This is a genomic window from Kitasatospora sp. NPDC053308 (genome assembly GCF_055585785.1).
Genome location: NZ_JBVJJY010000023.1, coordinates 61,506 through 77,221 on the forward strand (window position 1 = coordinate 61,506; position 15,716 = coordinate 77,221).

14 protein-coding genes are annotated in these 15,716 nt (G+C 73.0%); 4 read left to right on the forward strand and 10 right to left on the reverse strand.

Annotation, left to right across the window (positions count from 1 at the left end; genetic code table 11):
* Positions 1 to 22: 22 nt before the first annotated feature.
* Genes ACZ6Y7_RS33255 through ACZ6Y7_RS33300 form a run of 10 tightly spaced genes read right to left on the reverse strand, consistent with a single transcriptional unit; the run spans position 23 to position 10,740 of the window.
* Positions 23 to 781: an MBL fold metallo-hydrolase gene (locus ACZ6Y7_RS33255; protein ID WP_465761666.1), complete on the reverse strand. Its 759-nt coding sequence runs from the start codon at positions 779 to 781 to the stop codon at positions 23 to 25.
* An 8-nt stretch (positions 782 to 789) separates the two neighbouring features.
* A complete protein-coding gene (locus tag ACZ6Y7_RS33260; protein ID WP_465761667.1) occupies positions 790 to 2,178 on the reverse strand; it encodes an aldehyde dehydrogenase family protein in 1,389 nt (462 codons plus the stop codon).
* Complete coding sequence (gene bcpA, locus ACZ6Y7_RS33265) at positions 2,168 to 3,058, reverse strand: carboxyvinyl-carboxyphosphonate phosphorylmutase (protein WP_465761668.1); 891 nt, start codon at positions 3,056 to 3,058, stop codon at positions 2,168 to 2,170. The genes ACZ6Y7_RS33260 and bcpA overlap by 11 nt, the downstream gene beginning before the upstream one ends.
* Complete coding sequence (locus tag ACZ6Y7_RS33270) at positions 3,042 to 4,292, reverse strand: enolase-like domain-containing protein (protein WP_465761669.1); 1,251 nt, start codon at positions 4,290 to 4,292, stop codon at positions 3,042 to 3,044. The genes bcpA and ACZ6Y7_RS33270 overlap by 17 nt, the downstream gene beginning before the upstream one ends.
* Positions 4,286 to 5,572, reverse strand: a complete 1,287-nt coding sequence (locus tag ACZ6Y7_RS33275; RefSeq protein WP_465761670.1) for a CMP-5'-phosphonoformate--3-phosphoglycerate phosphonoformyl transferase — start codon at positions 5,570 to 5,572, stop codon at positions 4,286 to 4,288. The genes ACZ6Y7_RS33270 and ACZ6Y7_RS33275 overlap by 7 nt, the downstream gene beginning before the upstream one ends.
* On the reverse strand, positions 5,544 to 6,098 hold the full coding sequence (locus ACZ6Y7_RS33280) for an adenylyltransferase/cytidyltransferase family protein (protein ID WP_465761671.1): 555 nt from the start codon (positions 6,096 to 6,098) through the stop codon (positions 5,544 to 5,546). The genes ACZ6Y7_RS33275 and ACZ6Y7_RS33280 overlap by 29 nt, the downstream gene beginning before the upstream one ends.
* A complete protein-coding gene (aepY, locus tag ACZ6Y7_RS33285) occupies positions 6,095 to 7,240 on the reverse strand; it encodes a phosphonopyruvate decarboxylase (protein ID WP_465761672.1) in 1,146 nt (381 codons plus the stop codon). The genes ACZ6Y7_RS33280 and aepY overlap by 4 nt, the downstream gene beginning before the upstream one ends.
* Positions 7,240 to 8,256, reverse strand: coding sequence for a C-terminal binding protein (locus tag ACZ6Y7_RS33290; protein ID WP_465761673.1), 1,017 nt, complete (start codon positions 8,254 to 8,256; stop codon positions 7,240 to 7,242). Before ACZ6Y7_RS33290 ends, aepY begins: the two co-directional genes overlap by 1 nt.
* Positions 8,257 to 8,266: 10 nt before the next feature.
* Positions 8,267 to 9,583 (reverse strand): cupin domain-containing protein, encoded by a 1,317-nt coding sequence (locus ACZ6Y7_RS33295; protein WP_465761674.1) that lies wholly within the window; start codon positions 9,581 to 9,583, stop codon positions 8,267 to 8,269.
* Positions 9,580 to 10,740 (reverse strand): phosphonoacetaldehyde reductase, encoded by a 1,161-nt coding sequence (locus ACZ6Y7_RS33300; RefSeq protein WP_465761675.1) that lies wholly within the window; start codon positions 10,738 to 10,740, stop codon positions 9,580 to 9,582. Before ACZ6Y7_RS33300 ends, ACZ6Y7_RS33295 begins: the two co-directional genes overlap by 4 nt.
* A gap of 448 nt (positions 10,741 to 11,188) precedes the next feature.
* On the opposite strand from ACZ6Y7_RS33300, the gene ACZ6Y7_RS33305 reads away from it, so the two are divergent.
* The 4 genes from ACZ6Y7_RS33305 to ACZ6Y7_RS33320 are packed head-to-tail and all read left to right on the forward strand — an operon-like array spanning position 11,189 to position 15,712.
* Positions 11,189 to 12,400 carry an aminotransferase class I/II-fold pyridoxal phosphate-dependent enzyme gene (locus tag ACZ6Y7_RS33305; RefSeq protein WP_465761676.1) on the forward strand — a complete coding sequence of 404 codons (1,212 nt, stop codon included), beginning with the start codon at positions 11,189 to 11,191 and terminating at the stop codon, positions 12,398 to 12,400.
* Positions 12,397 to 13,803 (forward strand): aspartate aminotransferase family protein, encoded by a 1,407-nt coding sequence (locus tag ACZ6Y7_RS33310; protein ID WP_465761677.1) that lies wholly within the window; start codon positions 12,397 to 12,399, stop codon positions 13,801 to 13,803. The genes ACZ6Y7_RS33305 and ACZ6Y7_RS33310 overlap by 4 nt, the downstream gene beginning before the upstream one ends.
* The gene (locus ACZ6Y7_RS33315) at positions 13,775 to 14,629 is read left to right on the forward strand and encodes an SDR family oxidoreductase (RefSeq protein WP_465761678.1); all 855 of its coding nucleotides are present in this window, start codon (positions 13,775 to 13,777) and stop codon (positions 14,627 to 14,629) included. Before ACZ6Y7_RS33310 ends, ACZ6Y7_RS33315 begins: the two co-directional genes overlap by 29 nt.
* Positions 14,630 to 14,632: 3 nt before the next feature.
* The gene (locus ACZ6Y7_RS33320) at positions 14,633 to 15,712 is read left to right on the forward strand and encodes an amidohydrolase family protein (RefSeq protein WP_465761679.1); all 1,080 of its coding nucleotides are present in this window, start codon (positions 14,633 to 14,635) and stop codon (positions 15,710 to 15,712) included.
* The last annotated feature ends 4 nt before the right edge of the window (positions 15,713 to 15,716 follow it).

Genomic DNA, 15,716 nt, shown 5'->3' on the forward strand with positions numbered 1-15,716 from the left:
GGGCATCAGGAGGGGCGGGGATTCACCGTACGGCCCCGGAATCCAGGTCGACGGCCATTCCGTCCCAGGCCAATTCGTATGGCAGCAGTTCTTCTTTCCCAAGGACGTCAGGTGAAGGATGGGTAAGAATCAGTCGCCCGCCGGCCACGGTCGCACGGTTGTCGATCAGGTCGACCACGTCCATGTGGCCCGGCACCCGGCGTCCCCAGGTGTAGCCCTCGCAGAGGAAGAGGTCCGCGCCCGCCGCCACGGCCGTCAGTTCCGGCGTCCAGGCGGTGTCACCGGAGAACGCCAGGATCCGGCCCTCGACGGCCAGGCGCAGGGAGAGGGCCGGTGCTCCGGCCGAGTGGTCGGCGCGGCGGGCCTCGACGCCGATTCCGTGGTCCGCGACCGGTGCGGTTCGGCCCGGTGCGATCTCGTCGACGAGGATCTGGAACCGCCGGGTCACGGCGGACGATCCGGGGAACAGGACGTCCATGGCCTCGGCGAGGCGGCGGCGGGTGCCGGGAGGGCCGATGACGGTCAGGTCCGTGGTGCGGCGGCGGAACTGACCGTCCAGGATGAGGAAGGGCAGCCCGGCGAAGTGGTCCCCGTGCAGGTGTGTGACGGCGACCAGGCCGACCCGGTTCGGGTCGAGGCCGAACGTGCGAAGGGCTGTCAGCGAGGTGGCGCCGCAGTCGACGAGGATCGCCGGCCCGTGCGACGGCTCGATGTGCGTGCAGGCCTGGAAGCGGCCGCCGCTGCCGAACGCGTCGCCGGAGCCGGCGATCGTCACGCGCATGGTGCTCCTCACACGTACGGGAGTGTCACCGTCTTGACGGAGGTCATCTCCGCTATCGCGTACCGGATGCCCTCGCGGCCCACTCCGCTGGCCTTCACACCGCCGAACGGGATGTGCGGCGAATCGTAGTGCGGCCCGGCCCCCAGGTTCACCGCGCCGACCCGCAGTCGGGCCGCGAGTTCCCAGAACACCGCGCTGTCGTTGGTGAGCACGCCGGCCTGGAGCCCGTACGGGGTGCCGTTGGCGATCCGTACGGCCGCGTCGGTGTCCGCGACGCGCAGGACCGGTGCGACCGGGCCGAACGTCTCCTCGCGGACCAGGTCGGAGCCGGGCCGTACCCGGTCGAGGACGGTGGGCGCGACGAGGGGGCCGGTGCGGGTACCGCCGACGGTCACCACCGCTCCGTCCTTCTCCGCGCCCGCGACGCGTTCGGTCACCAGGCGGGCCGCGTCCTCGCTGATCAGCGGTCCGACGTCGGTGTCCGCGGCTCGCGGGTCGCCGGCCCGTTTCGCCGCGACCGCGGCGGTGAGCAGGGGCACGAACTCGTCGGCGACGGATTCCCACACGATGATCCGCTTCACACCGCGGCAGGACTGCCCGGCGGTGGCGCAGGCTCCGTCGGCGGCCAGCCGGGCCGCGGCCGCCAGGTCGGCGTCCGGCAGGACGAACAGCGGGTCGTTGCCGCCCAGTTCGAGCAGCAGCTTGCGGCCGGCCGCGGCGGCGGCCACCGCGCGGCCGGTGGTGACGCTGCCGGTCAGCGTCACCATGGCCACCTCGGGATGGCTCACCAGGGCGGGCCCCACGCTCCCCGGATCTCCGGCGAGCACGGCCAGCCGGTCGGGTGCCAGTCCCGCCTCGACGAGGAGTTCGGCGAACCTGAAGGCGGTCAGGGGGGTCCGCTCGGAGGGCTTGAGCGCGATCGGGCAGCCGCTCGCGACGGCGGGCGCGACCTTCACGACCACCTGGTTCAGCGGCCGGTTGAAAGGGGTGACCGCCGCGACCACGCCGACCGGCTCGGGCACGGTGACGGCGAGTCGGCCCGCGCCGGGGATCGGGATCGATTCCCCGCGGATCCGCTCCGCCTCGGCGGCCGCGACCCGCAGGTTGGCCACCGCGCGCTCGACCTCCCGGGCCGACTCGGTGACGCAGATCCCGGCCTCGGCGGTGATCAGCGCCGCGAACTCCGGGGCCCGTCCGGCGACCAGGTCGGCCGCCCGGGCCAGGACCGCGGCGCGGTCGGTGGCCGACGGCGCCGGGCCGGCGCAGGACAGCACGGCCAGTGCCGCCGCGACCTGTTCGGGGCCGTCCGCCGGCAGGGTCGCGACGGCCCGGCCGGTCCAGGGGTCGGACACCGTCAGTTCGCGGTCGGTCCGGTGGATCCGGCCGTCAAGAAACATCGTCGTCCTTCACCACGACCCGCTCCTCCAGCTCCGAGATCTTGCTGTACCCGAAGACCTCGAAGAGCTCCTCGAAGGTCATCTCCATGCCGTGCCGGGGCCAGAACCCCTGGGTCGTTCCGGCGTCCCGCAGTTCGGCGAACACCTTGCGCAGGATCGAGGTCGCCGCGAACCAGCCCGACAGCGGGTAGATCGCGAGGTTGTAGCCGATCGCCTCCAGTTCGGCGGTGGTCAGCCACGGGGTCTTGCCGCCTTCGACCATGTTGGCCAGCAGCGGGGCGTCGATCTCGTCGCGGACCCGCTTCATCTCGTCGACCGACAGCATCGCCTCCAGGAAGATGCAGTCGGCTCCGGCCGCGACGTACTCCTTGGAGCGGCGGATCGCCTCGTCCAGGCCCAGCTTCTCGCGGGCGTCGGTGCGGGCGATGATGGTCCAGTCCGGGTCCCGGCGGGCCTCCACCGCCGCCTCGATCTTGCCCGCCATCTCGCGCGCGGAGATCAGCCGCTTGCCCTCCAGGTGGCCGCAGCGCTTGGGCACGACCTGGTCCTCCAGGTGCCCGCCGACGATGCCGGCCTGCTCGAACTCGCGGATGCTGCGCCAGGTGTTCATGGCGTTGCCGTAGCCGGCGTCGAGGTCCATGATCACCGGGAGGTCGACCGCCAGGCAGATGTTCTTGGCGTTCCACGCCATCTCGGTGATGGTGGCGAAGCCCAGGTCGGGCAGCCCGAGCATGGCCGCCGAGGTGCCCGAGCCGGTCATGTGGACGGCCGGGAATCCGGCCTGTTCGATGACCCTGGCGCTGAGCGCGTCGTACGCGCTCGGCACGACCAGGATCTTCGGGTCGAGCATCAGCCTCTTGAACTCACTGGCACGGGACATGCCGGTTCTCCTCGGGGTGGACGGGCGGGCGGGGAAGGCCCGCCAGCAACGGGGACTCGAGCAGGCGCAGGAAGCGGTTGTACTTGGCGATGCGGTCGCCGCGGCGCGGGCCGCCGATCTTGACGTGGTCGGCTCCGACCGCCACGGCCAGGTCGCAGATCGCGGTGTCCTCGGTCTCTCCGGAGCGGTGCGACACCACGGTGCGCAGACCGGCGGCCGCGGCCGCCGAAGCGGCGTCGAGGGTGGCCGAGATGGTTCCGGCCTGGCTGGGTTTGAGCAGGACGGCGTGGGCCAGGCCCGGTTCCACCCGTCGGGCGTCGGAGGCGAACAGGTCGTCGCCGACGACTCGGGCGCCGACCCCGCCCAGCTGCGGGGTGAAGGTGCGCCAGGCGGTGGCGTCGGCCGGGTCGAAGGGGTCCTCGACATAGCCGAGGCCGTGGTCACGGGCCAGTTCCAGCAACAGGCCGCCGAACCGGCCGGAGTCGTGGACCTCGCCCTCGAACCGGTACCCGCCGTCGGTGGCCAGGTGCTCGGCCGCCACGTCGACCCCGAGGCCGACCCGGCCCCCGAGGCCGCGGCGCTCGATGACCGAGGCGAGCAGGGTCAGCTGCTCACCGGTCGGCCGGCCGGCGGCCACGAACCCGCTCGACGCCGACAGCCTCGGCTCTTCCAGCGCCTCCTCCAGCCCGGCGTGGACGGACAGGGCCATGCGGATGTCCTCGTCCAGGCTCTCGCCGAGCGGGATCGTCATGATCTGCTGGAACGAGGCTGCGGCGCCCGGACCGTGGATCCCGCCGGAGAACGCGTTGACGAGCAGCCGGGGTACCTGCCCGGGGGGTGTGCCGGTCTGCCGGACGAGCCAGGCGAGCAGCTGCAGCCGGCCGTGCCGGGCCGCCGCGCGGGCGAACGCCAGGGACAGCGCGAGCGTGACGTCGGCGCCCAGCGCGTGTTCCTCGTCGAGGGCGAGCAGCACGGTGTCGAACTCCCGCTGCCCCGGCACCCGCCGGCCGTGGAGCGCGGCGTGCACGAGCCGGGCGGTGTCGCCCTGGTCGAGCACCGCGCCGAGGCCTCCGGTGCGCAGGCCGCGGCGCCGCTCGCGGCGTCCCGGTGCGATGGCCACCGGGCAGGACCCGCGGCCGTGGCCCTCGGCTCCGGCCAGGTGCAGGTCGGCTTCGACCGTGGGGTGCGCCCGGGAGTCCAGCACGCCGCGCAGCCGTACCCGTTCGATCAGCACGGGCGCTCCTTGAACAGCCAGTCCATCAGTTCGCAGGCTCGGGACAGCGGAAGCGAGCCGCGTTCCGACGCCCGTTCGCCGAACGCGGTGCAGCCGTCCGGTGCCACGCCGGGCCCGGCGACCGTGAGCGGCACCGGGTCGCTCGCGTGGATGCCGAGCTCGCAGGGGGTGGAGTGGTCGCAGGTCACGACGACGGTGTCGGCGGGCGTCAGGGCGGCGGCCAGTGGGCCGACCAGGTGGGCGTCGAGGTCCTCGATCGCCCGGACTTTCGCCCGGACCCGCCCGTCGTGTCCGGGTTCGTCGGGGCCCTTGACGTGGACGAACACCACCTCGGCGGGGTCGGCGAGCAGCGTCGGGACCAGGGCGCGGTAGTACGCCTCGACCGGTTCGTCCGCGCCGGGCCGGGAGCGGGTGAAGCGGGCGCCCATCAGCGCGGCGAGTCCCTGCTCGGCGGGGACCTGGCCGTACATCGACGTGGTCCGGGCCGCGGGGGCGAGGACCGGCAGGTGGTGGCCGCCGTCGCGCACCAGGATGACGTTGGCGGGCTTGCGGCCGGCGTCGGTGCGCGCGCGGTTCACGGCGCTGGCCGCCAGGACGCGGGAGCTTGCCGTGACGAAGGCGTTGACGAGGTCGGCGGTGTGCCGCGCGGCGGGGGCGTCGCGCAGCGGACGGCACGGCAGGGGGATGTCGGCGGGCTCGGCGACCGGGACGCCGAAGGCGCCGTCCTTCACGAACCCGGGATCGGTGTTGGAGACGTCGCCGGACAGTTCCCGCGTCTCGCTGGTCAGGGCGAGGATGCCCCGGTGGCGGCCCCAGCCGGTCAGCGAGAGCCGGATGCCGGGGCCGAGGTCCACGGCGGCGGTGATCTCCGCGACCAGCGTCTCCAGTTCCGGGTCGGTCAGGTCGCGGGAGGTGCGCCGGTCCAGGCGCCCGGAGGCGGTGTCGAGGCTGGCGAAGTTGATGCGGAACGCCACGGACGAGCCGCCGTCGTGCCAGTAGCCGGCGCCGAAGCCCTCGAGCGGGCCGCGTCCGGTGTAGTGGAGCAGCGGGTCGTAGCCGAGCAGGGCCATCGCGCCGGAGTCGGACTCGGGCGGGATCCCGGAGCCGATGACCTCGACCAGTGTGCCGGCGCCGCGCGTGGCGAGCGCGTCGAGGTGCGGGGTGTCGGCGGCCTCCAGGGGGGTGCGGCCGCCGAGTGAGGCGATCGGCCGGTCGGCTGCCCCGCACAGGGCGAGGACGTAGACCTTGGGGTCAGCCGTGGACGGCACGGATGCGGTCATCGATGCCACGCTCCCTGATGACGGCGGACACGGAGTCCGGGACCAGTGCGGGCCAGTCGGCCCGGCCCAGGGCGATCGCGCGGCGTACCCGCGTGCCGCTGATCGGTTTGTCGGTGCGCCTCCACATGACCTCGGTGCGCAGGCCCAGTTCGCGGAAGCGGTGGAGCTTGGCGTCCCCCCAGTCGTCGTAGACGGTGAGGTAGTAGACGGCCTCCTCGGGTGCGTAGTGCCGCAGCCGTTCGGGGAAGGAGTGGGGGAACGGGACGATGCGCAGGCGGCCCGGGTGGACTCCGGCCTCGGTCAGCGCGCCGTGGACCATCAGGTGGCGTTCGTAGTACGTGCACGGGTTCGATTCCGGGAGCCCGCGCTCGACGTCGGTGGGTTCGTGGGCCGTCTGGTGGGGATCGGGGTTGGTGATGCCGACCACGAGGGTCTCGCAGCGCTGGGCGCCGGCGAGCAGGTACTCGAGGTGGCCGAGGTGCAGGGGCTGGAAGCGGCCGTGGATCACGCCGACCGGATGGGTCATCGCGCACCTCCTGTGACGAACTCGCGGAAACGGCGGGCCACGTCGGCCGGGCCGATGGTCGGCCGGCCGAGCGTGCGCAGGGAGCCCGGGGTGACGGCCAGGCGGATCAGCGTCGGTCCGCCGCCGGCCAGGGCGCCGCGCAGCGCGGTGGTGAACGACGGGAGGCCGGGGCAGTCGTGGACGGCGCGGTAGCCGCAGGCCGCGGCGATGGCGGGGAAGTCCGCCTGTGCGGAGAGGGTCAGCTGGCCGCCGGTCGAGTCGTGGACCCCGTTGTCCAGCAGGATGTGGACGAAGCGGGCGCTGCCGTGCCGTCCGACGGCGGCGAAGGCGCCGAGTCGCATCAGGGCCGCGCCGTCGCCGTCGACGACGACCACCGGCCGGTCGGTGTACCGGGCGGCGCCGAGGCCCACCGCGGTGGCCGAGCCCATGGCGCCGACGAGGTAGAAGTGCTGCGGGCGGTCGGCGAGGGTGAACAGTTCGCGGCTGGACTTGCCGGTCGTGCACACCACGGCGGCCGTGTCGGGCAGCAGCGACAGCAGTTCCTCCAGTGCCGCGATCCGGGTGGGTGGCGCGTGCGGTGGTTCGTGCCGCACCACGGTCGGCCGCGGCGGTGCGGGCGGCTGCGGTTCGCGCAGCGGTTCGTCGGCCAGGACGCCCTGGCGCAGGACGAAGGCGTGCGGCAGGGCGGAGTCCTCCATCTCCTTCCAGCCGTGCGCGACGGAGTCGGTCATGGCGCCGGCGGTGTCGGGCAGCAGCGTGTGGCCGACCTCGATGACGTCCAGCAGGTCGTGCATGATGCGGCCCATCAGGGCGTGCTGCGGCTCGTCCGGGCGTCCGGGCTCGCCGCGCCAGGTCACCACCAGGGGGACCGGGATGCGGGCCGGGTGGTTGAGGGAGGTCAGGGGGTTGACCATGTTGCCCAGGCCGGAGTTCTGCGCGATCACACAGGCGCTCGCGCCGGCCAGCCAGGCGCCGGTGGCGAGCGCCACCGCCTCCCCCTCGTGCGTCACCGGGAGGTAGGCGGCCCGTGAGCCGGAGGCGGTGCGGTTGATGAGGGGTGTCAGGTAGGAGCAGGGGACGCCGGTGACGTCGACGACTCCCCGGTCGGCCAGCAGGTCCAGCAGGTGGGCGGCCGGGACCATCAGGCCACCCGTCCCGAGCGCGGCGGCTCGCCGGTGCGCAGCACGTGCAGGACGTCTTCGGCGATCCGGCGGCGCAGGCTGGCCTCGGCCTGCGTGGACAGGAACGCCCGGTGCGAACTGACGACCACGTCGTCGCGTTTGAGCAGTTCCGCGGCCACGGGGTCGCGGTTCGGGTCCTCCGGCGAGAACACGTCGGAGGCGAACCCGCCCAGTCGGCCGTCGGCGAGGGCGGCGGCGACTGCCGGCAGTTCGACGAGGGCGCCGCGGGCCGCGTTGACCAGCAGGCTGCCCGGCTTGAAGGCGCGGGCGGAGCGGGCGTTGACCAACCCCCGGCTCTGCGGGGTGAGTTCGGCGTGCAGGAGCACGGCGTCCGAGGCCGCGAGCAGTTCCTCCAGCTCCGCGCAGCGGGTGACGCCGTGGCCGGCCATCAGGTCGCCGGGGACGTGGGGGTCGTAGGCGAGGACGCGGCCGTAGAAGGCCTGGAGTTTGCGGGCGACCGCGCGGCCGATGCGGCCGAAGCCGACGATCCCGGCCGTCGCCGTGGCGGTGCGGCGTGGGACGCCGCCCCGGTAGATGCCCCAGTTGTCGGACTTCACCGCCTCGTTCTGCACGCACACGCCGCGTTCGAGGGACAGGAGCAGGGCCATGGCGTGGGTGCTCACCTCGTCGCCGCAGTAGTCGGGGACGTGGAAGCCGAAGCGCCCGGTGTGCCTCAGCAGCGGGATGTTCAGGTTGTCCAGGCCCACGCCCTGGCGTGCCACGACCCGGCAGTCGTCGCCGGCGGCGGTGAGCAGCTCCGGGGTGACCTGGCAGCGGTAGACCACGATCGCGTCGGCGCCGGCGGCGCGGGCGTGCAGTTCCTCGCCGTCGAGCGCGTAGCCCGCCGCGCCGCGCGAGCCGAACCGGATCTCGACCTCGTCGCCGTAGACGTCGCGCTCGATGGTCGCCAGGGCGGGGTCCAGGCGGCCGGTGGAGTCGACGGCCCAGGCGGGGTCGGTGTAGAAGACGCTGGGCATGGGTTCTCCTCTAGGTGCCGCTGCCGGGCTCGTAGCCCCAGCCGCTTGCGTCCTGCCGGCCGCGCCGCAGGGTGGCGGCCGGGTCGAAGGTGTTGGTGAGTTCGAGGTGGTCGAGGTAGCCCAGGTGTTCGCCGCTGCCGAGTTTGATGACCGAGCCGTGCCCGGACCACGAGTGCGCGACGAACGGTGCGAGCCACGCGGTGCCGTCCGGTCCGATGGCCGCGGCCGCGACCGTGCCGTCCGGTTCCTGCCAGCGCAGCGTCAGGTCCCCTTCGGTGACCAGGTAGTGGTTCTCCCCGTGGTCGGCCAGGTCGAGGCTCGGGGCCTCACCGTGGACGGTGAGGAAGGTGCCCACGAGGTCCGGCAGTTCGGGGGTCATGGCCAGGGATGCGGCGGTGTAGCCGGCGAAGCTGCGGGCGCCGGCCCGGCTTTCCGCGGCCGTCAGGTGGGTCTTGCCCAGCGCGTCGCGCCGGCGGGCGGGCTCGATCAGCGTCCGGAAGTCGAAGCCCAGTCCCCGGCCGAGGTCGCGCAGTTCGTCCAGTGCGAGGCTGTCCGTCTTGCCGTCGCAGAACGCCAGGACCCGTCCGGCGTCGATGCCGCAGGCCCGGCCCGCGCTGTCGGCGTCGAATCCGCGTCGGCGCAGGGCCGCGCGCAGGACCGCCGACACGGCCGGGACGGCGTCCAGGTCGGCGAGCATCGTCGCGGCCGCCTGGTCGCTCCAGGCGTTGGCCTCGTCCAGCAGGCGGGCCAGGTTGGAGGCGCCGGTGTAGGAGACGATCCTGGCCGGGGTGGCGTCCACGAGCGAGTAGGAGTGCGGGCGGTACGAGGACTCGACGTAGGAGTCGCCCGGCTCCAGCACCCGCCACGTCGTGGTGTCGAGTTCGCTCCCCCAGCGCCCGTGGATGCGCCCGGGCCCCAGGTTGACCGTGATGGCGGGTTCCAGGTGGCCGTTGTTGAGCTCGGGGAGGGTGCCGGCGGGGCAGAGGATGTCCAGGATGACCGGTGCGACCCGGCCCTCGGGCGCCGCCATCGTGTAGTAGTCGTAGAAGTGGATGCCGGCTCGCCGGATGGGTCGGCGGGTGGCGTGCAGTCGGTCGGCGCTCTGCACGACCGCGGCCGCGGTGGTGTCCTGGCGTGCGGTGATCTGTTCCGGTGCGACGCGCAGTGCCGCGCACAGGGCGGTGAACTGCGCCTCGGACATGTCCGTGCGGGTGCCGTCCAGGACGGCGGCGAGCACCGCCGTGTCGACGCCGTCGGCGCCGAGCAGCTCCGGGGTGGTCTTGCGGGCGTTCATCCAGTGCATCAGCCTGAACCGGTCGGGTGTCATCGCTCGCTCCGCGGTGAGGAGGACTGGCGCAGTTCGGCGAGCAGCGACCCGAGGCGGTCGCGGTCGATCCTGCGCGGGTTGTTGTCGGCCCGGTCGTAGCGCATCGCCTCGGCTGCCAGGTGCCGGTCGTCGAAGTCGTGCGCGCCGTAGCCGGTCAGCCCCGTCGCGGCCAGCAGGCGGTCCAGCCGGTGGGCGGCCGAGGCGGGGTCGTCGCAGCGCAGTGCGTGGAGGATGCGGGCGACGACGTCGCGCACGCCGCGCGCGCCGGCCGGATGCTGGCAGTCGGCGTCGGTGGTGGCGGCGTTGTAGCCGAGGACCGCGCCGAGGGTCAGGCCGCAGGCGTGGCCGTGGGCCACGCCGTACCGCAGGGTGATGGGGTAGGACAGGGCGTGGCAGGCGGTCGTGCGGGCCACGGCGATGGCGCGTCCGGAGTACAGGCCGGCCAGGCTGATCGCGCTGCGCGCGGCCAGGTCGTCGGGGTCGGCCAGGAGCCGCTCCAGGTTGGCGCCGGCCAGGGCGACCGCGCCGATGCCGTGGGCCACGGTCTCGGGCGTCGAGCCCGCCGACCACGCGCCCTCCATGCCTTGGGCGAGGGTGTCGAACACCATGCTGCCGAGTGCTTCGGCGGTGAGGGTCCGGGTCAGTTCCGGGTCGACGACCACGGCGTCCGGTGCCACGCCGGTGCCGGAGAAGGAGTCCTTGCGTCCGCCGGTGAAGTCCCACACCGTCGCGAACGGCGTCACCTCGGCGCCGGTGCCGGGTGTGGTGGGTACGGCCGTGACCGGGCGGCGTGCGGTGCCGGCGGCCTCGGCGGCGCGAGCCGAGGCGACCTTGGCGGTGTCCACGACGCTGCCGCCGCCGATGGCCACGATCGGGCCGGTGTCCAGACGGGCCATCAGGTCCGCGATCCGGTCGATCTTCGCCCAGGTCGGGTAGCCGCTGGGGACGGTGGCGAAGACGTGTACCGGCAGGGTGCCGCGGAGGTCGGCGAGCCAGGTGCGGCCTCCCGAGCCGTGGCCCGCCAGTACCAGCGGCGGGCGTTCGTCGCCGAAGCGGGCCAGGACCTGCGGCAGGCCCAGGACCGATCCGGGGCCGAAGACGACGTAGGGGTGGGCGGGCCGTGCCTGGGGCGAGGGGCGTGGCGGGGCTGTCGTCATGGGTCCTCGGTGTTTCGGTCGCTGGCGGGCCCGGTCCGGTCGAGCGGCCGGTCCGGACCATGGGGGTGGTGCCGGTCATCCGGTGCGTTCCGCCGTGCGGGGGCGGGTGCGGTGGTGCCGACGACGCCGGGGTACCGGTGGGTGCGGCCGGTGTGCCGTGGGGGCGTGGCCGCGGACGGTACGGCGGCGCGGTGCGGGGGACACCGCACCGCCGGTCCGCCGGACACGCACAGGCAACCAGTGGTCCACCGGGCGGCCAACGTCGATTAGCGGGCCCGGGACGATCGATAAGCGTCCGCCGGCCGTGGCGGCTCCGTGATGTATCAGGCATCCCTTATCGGTCGATCAGCGACGACCGCGTGCGTTGACCGGCCTCGCGCTCGCTGCCTAGCTTCTCGCTTCACCGCGCCCACCGAACCGGTGTGCGATCGTTTGGAGGGGACCGCCGATGGACCTGTTCGCGAAGACGAAACCCGTGGAGGGAACGCTCGGCGCCTGGGCCGAGCGCACCCACGGGCTGTGCGCATTCCCCAAGCTGCGGGGCGAGATCTCGAACCGGATGACCTTCGGCGGGCGCGAGTGCGTCGTGTGGAGCATCAACAACTACCTCGGTCTGGCCAACGACCCGCAGGTGCGGGCCGTCGACGCCAAGGCCGCCGCCGACTACGGCCTGGCGGCGCCGATGGGCTCGCGGATGATGTCCGGCGAGACCGATGAACTCGAGCACCTGGAACGCGAACTGGCCGACTACGCGGCCAAACCCGCCGCGTTCTTCATGAACTTCGGCTACCCCGGCATGTCGTCGATGATCGACGCGCTCACCAGCCGGCACGACGTGATCATCTACGACGCGCAGTGCCACGCCTGCATCATGGACGGCGTCGTGCTGCACCAGGGCAAGCACTTCGCCTTCCCGCACAACGACATCGCCGCGCTGACCGACCTGCTGGAGCGGGTCACCTCGCAACTTCCCCCCCACGGCGGCGTCCTGGTCGTCACCGAAGGGGTGTTCGGGATGTCCGGGGGCCTCGGCCGGCTGGACGAGATCGTCCGTCTCAAGGAGCGGTTCGACTTCCGGCTCCTGGTCGACGACGCCCACGGCTTCGGCGTCACCGGCCCCCAGGGCGGCGGCACCGGTGAGCACTTCGGCGTCCAGGACGGCATCGACCTCTACTTCGGCACCTTCGCCAAGGCCGGGGCCAGCGTCGGGGCCTTCGTCGCCGGAGGGTCCGAGGTCATCTCCTACCTCCGCTACAACACCCGCTCGCAGATCTTCTCCAAGGGCCTGCCGATGCCGGTGGTCGTCGGCAACCGGACCCGCCTGCGGCTGATCCGCGAGCGTTCCGAGGCCCGCGAGGCGCTGTGGAGCGTCTCGGCCCTGCTGCAGGCGGAGTTGCGCGCCCGCGGCCTGGAGGTCGGGGCCACCGAGAGCCCGGTCACCCCCGTCTACCTGGACATGGACACCGGACGCGCGATCGAGTTCATCCGGCGGCTGCGCGACGAGCACGGCGTCTTCGCGAGCCTGGTCACCTACCCGGTGGTGCCCAAGGGCGTGGTGCAGCTGCGGCTGACACCGACCGCCCTGCACACCGCCGACGACGTCGCGCAGACCGTCGAGGCGATCGAGAAGGTCCACCACGCGCTGACGGGCCGGCCGTGAAGGCGGCAGAGGTCCGCGAGCGCCAGGCCGCGCTCGCCGCGGCACCGCTGAGGGAACCCGACCCGCAGCGCTTGGAGGCCGAACACGGGCTCTTCCTGCGCCGTACCCGTGCCTCGGCCGGCCTCGGCGCCCGCGCGGCCCGGGTGCTCCCCCGCGGAGTCGAGCACGTCGACCCGCTGTCCTACCCGTACCCGCTGTTCATGCGCGCCGGCCTGGGCAGCAGGGTGACCGACGCCGACGGCAACGAGTACGTGGACTGTGTCCTGGCCGGCGGCGCCCTCAGCCTCGGGCACAACGACCCCGAACTCACCGCGGCCCTGCGCGAAGTCGTCGGCGGGCGCACGAACTTCCACGGCTACATGGACGAGTTCGAGATCCTCGCCGCGCAGCGGATCGTGGAGACCTTCCCCTCCGTCGAGGCCGTCCGCTTCACCTCCTCCGGCGCGGAGGCCAACCTCGCCGCGATGCGCATGGCCCGCGCCTTCACCGGCCGCCGCAAGGTGATCAAGTTCCGCGGCGCCTACCACGGCTGGGGCGACCAGTTCATGACCGACCTGGAGGTGCCGGGCTCCGGGACGATCCTGGCCGGCGGGGTGCCCCCGGAGGCGCTGAGCACCACGGTCCTCGTCCCCCAGAACGACCTGGACGCCCTCGAAGCCGCGCTCGGCGAGGCCGAGCCGGCCGGCGGCGTGGCGGCGGTGATCTGCGAGCCCCTCGGGGCCGAGTCCGGCCTGGTGCCCTTCGACGAGGACTTCCACCGCCAGGCGATCGAACTGGTCCACCGCCACGGCGCGCTGTACGTCTTCGACGAAGTGGTGACGGGTGTCCGGGCGGCCCGCGGCGGCGCCCAGACCCGGTTCGGCGTCAGCCCGGACCTCACCACCCTCGGCAAGGGCCTGATGAACGGCTACCCGTCCTGCGGAGCGGTCGGCGGCCGCCGCGAGATCGTCGACACCGCGCACATCGGCGTCCCCGACGGACGCCCGACCACCTACATCGGCGGCACCCTGTCCGGCAACGTCCTCTCGGCCGCCGCCGCCTACCACACCCTCGGCCTCATCGGCCGCAGCGGGGTGTTCGAACGGGCCGAAGCCGTCGCCGCCGACCTCGTACGCCGCCTCAACGAGCTCTTCGCCACACGCGGATTCGACTTCTTCGCCTACCACTTCGGGACCGTGGTGCGCATCGAGCTGACCGCGCCGCACGCCGTCGCCCTGCGCGGCCCCGCCGACTTCGACGAAGTCCTGCGCCGCCGCGAGATCCTCGGCCGCTACATGCTGCCGGTCCAGAACGCCGGCGTGCTGTCCCGGATGGGCCGCGACATGCTCACCACCGCCCACACGACCGCCGACAACGACAAGGTGGTGACGGCCTATGACCGTCTCCTCGACCTCCTCCGCTAGCCCCTCCCCCCGCACGGCCCTGGTCACCGGCGCCTCCAGCGGACTGGGCCGGGAGATCGCCCGGTTCCTGACCGCACGCGGCGTCACCGTGTTCGGCACCTGCCGCGACCCCGAACGGCTCGCACCCGCCGAGCGCCTCCCCGGCGTGGAGTACCTCCCGCTGGAGGTGACCGACCCGACGAGCGTGGCCGCGTGCGTGAAGCTGACCGGCCCGGTGGACATCCTGGTGAACAACGCCGGGATGAGCCAGCTCGGGCCGCTGGAAGACCTCGACGACGACGCGATCGCCCGCCTCTTCGCGGTGAACGTGTTCGGGCCGGTGCGGCTGGCCCGCGCGTACCTGCCCGGCATGCGCGCCGTCGGCCGCGGGAGCATCGTCATGGTCGGCTCGCTGATGGCCGAGTTCCCGCTGCCCTACCAGTCCGCCTACGCCGCCTCCAAGTCGGCCCTCCAGAGCTTCACCCGCTCGCTGCGCTACGAGGTCTCGCCGTTCGGGGTCCGCGTCAGCATCGTGCAGCCGAGCTACTACCGCTCCGACATCAGCCGAAGCCGCGAACGGGTGCTGCTCCCCGGCTCCGCCTACGCCCCCGCGCTCGCCGCGGCCTCGGCCACCCTCGACGCCTCGCACGCCGGGGCCGGCGACCCCGCGGAGGTGTCGCGGCTGGTGTGGCGGATCGTCAACGCCCCCGATCCGGCGCCGGTGTACTCCATCGGCGCGCATGTCCCCCTGCAGCTGTTCGTCAAGCGGATCCTCCCCGGCCGACTCGTCGAGCGCCTCATCGCCAGGCGCTACCCCCGGGCCGTCCGCACTCCCGGAAAGGCATGAGACGTGGCACCGAGCGAAGACACCGCACCGCACGCGGACATCCCCGTGATCGACGCGGACGTGCACGAGATGATCGGCAACCCGCTGGAGTTCGTGCAGTACGTCGACGAGCCCTGGCGCAGCCGCATCCACCCCGACAACTGGATGGGCGTCTCCATCCCCTACTCCTGGCCCACCACCGGCGGCCTGGCCCGGCCCGACGCCAACCCCCGCAACGGCCACCGGGCCGGCAGCGACCTGGGGCTGATGCAGCGCCAGCACCTCGACGAGTTCCGCATCGGCAAGGCCGTCCTGACCGGCCTGCTGTACCCCAGCGAGTTCAAGACGCAGCCCGAGTTCGCCTGCGGCATCGCCAAGGCCTACAACGACTGGCTGATCGCCTGCTGGCTCGACAAGGACCCGCGGCTGCTCGGCTCGGTGTGCGTGGCCGCGCAGAAGCCCGAGGAGGCGGCCCGCGAGATCGACCGGATCGGCCAGCACCCGCAGATCGTCCAGGTCATCCTGCCGGTCATCTCCCACGACGTGCTCGGCCAGGAGAAGTACCACCCGGTCTACGCCGCGGCGCAGCGCAACAACCTGGCGGTCGGCTTCCACCAGGGCGCCACGGTCGAGACCGCGGTGGGCCTGCCGCCCTACTACATCGAGTGGCACACCGCGATCGAGCAGGCGTGGCAGTCCCAGCTCATCGGACTCGTCGTGCACGGGGTCTTCGACAAGTACCCCGACCTGCGCGTGGCGATGATCGAGTCGAGCTGGACCTGGCTGCCGCACCTCATGTGGCGCTTCGACCACAACTACCGGAGCCTGCGCCGCGAGATCCCGTGGGTCACCCGGCTGCCCTCCGACATCATCCGCGAGCGGGTCAAGTTCACCACCCAGCCGATGGAGATCGCCGAGCACCCCGCGCACCTGCTCCAGATGTTCGAGATGGTCGGCAACGACGAGTTCCTCATGTTCTCGTCCGACTACCCGCACTGGGACTTCGACTCCCCGACCCGCGCGCTGCCGACCAGCTTCTCCCACGAGCTGCGCCGCAAGATCCTCCACGACAACGCGGCCTCCTTCTACGGGATCGAGGTGTGAGGCG

Excerpts from the sequence above, each read along its gene's own strand:
- ACZ6Y7_RS33255 (WP_465761666.1), bottom strand. The coding sequence starts at position 781 with ATGCGCGTGACGATCGCCGGCTCCGGCGACGCGTTCGGCAGCGGCGGC.
- ACZ6Y7_RS33260 (WP_465761667.1), bottom strand. The coding sequence starts at position 2,178 with ATGTTTCTTGACGGCCGGATCCACCGGACCGACCGCGAACTGACGGTG.
- bcpA (WP_465761668.1), bottom strand. The coding sequence starts at position 3,058 with ATGTCCCGTGCCAGTGAGTTCAAGAGGCTGATGCTCGACCCGAAGATC.
- ACZ6Y7_RS33275 (WP_465761670.1), bottom strand. The coding sequence starts at position 5,572 with ATGACCGCATCCGTGCCGTCCACGGCTGACCCCAAGGTCTACGTCCTC.
- ACZ6Y7_RS33280 (WP_465761671.1), bottom strand. The coding sequence starts at position 6,098 with ATGACCCATCCGGTCGGCGTGATCCACGGCCGCTTCCAGCCCCTGCAC.
- aepY (WP_465761672.1), bottom strand. The coding sequence starts at position 7,240 with ATGGTCCCGGCCGCCCACCTGCTGGACCTGCTGGCCGACCGGGGAGTC.
- ACZ6Y7_RS33290 (WP_465761673.1), bottom strand. The coding sequence starts at position 8,256 with ATGCCCAGCGTCTTCTACACCGACCCCGCCTGGGCCGTCGACTCCACC.
- ACZ6Y7_RS33295 (WP_465761674.1), bottom strand. The coding sequence starts at position 9,583 with ATGACACCCGACCGGTTCAGGCTGATGCACTGGATGAACGCCCGCAAG.
- ACZ6Y7_RS33300 (WP_465761675.1), bottom strand. The coding sequence starts at position 10,740 with ATGACGACAGCCCCGCCACGCCCCTCGCCCCAGGCACGGCCCGCCCAC.
- ACZ6Y7_RS33305 (WP_465761676.1), top strand. The coding sequence starts at position 11,189 with ATGGACCTGTTCGCGAAGACGAAACCCGTGGAGGGAACGCTCGGCGCC.
- ACZ6Y7_RS33315 (WP_465761678.1), top strand. The coding sequence starts at position 13,775 with ATGACCGTCTCCTCGACCTCCTCCGCTAGCCCCTCCCCCCGCACGGCC.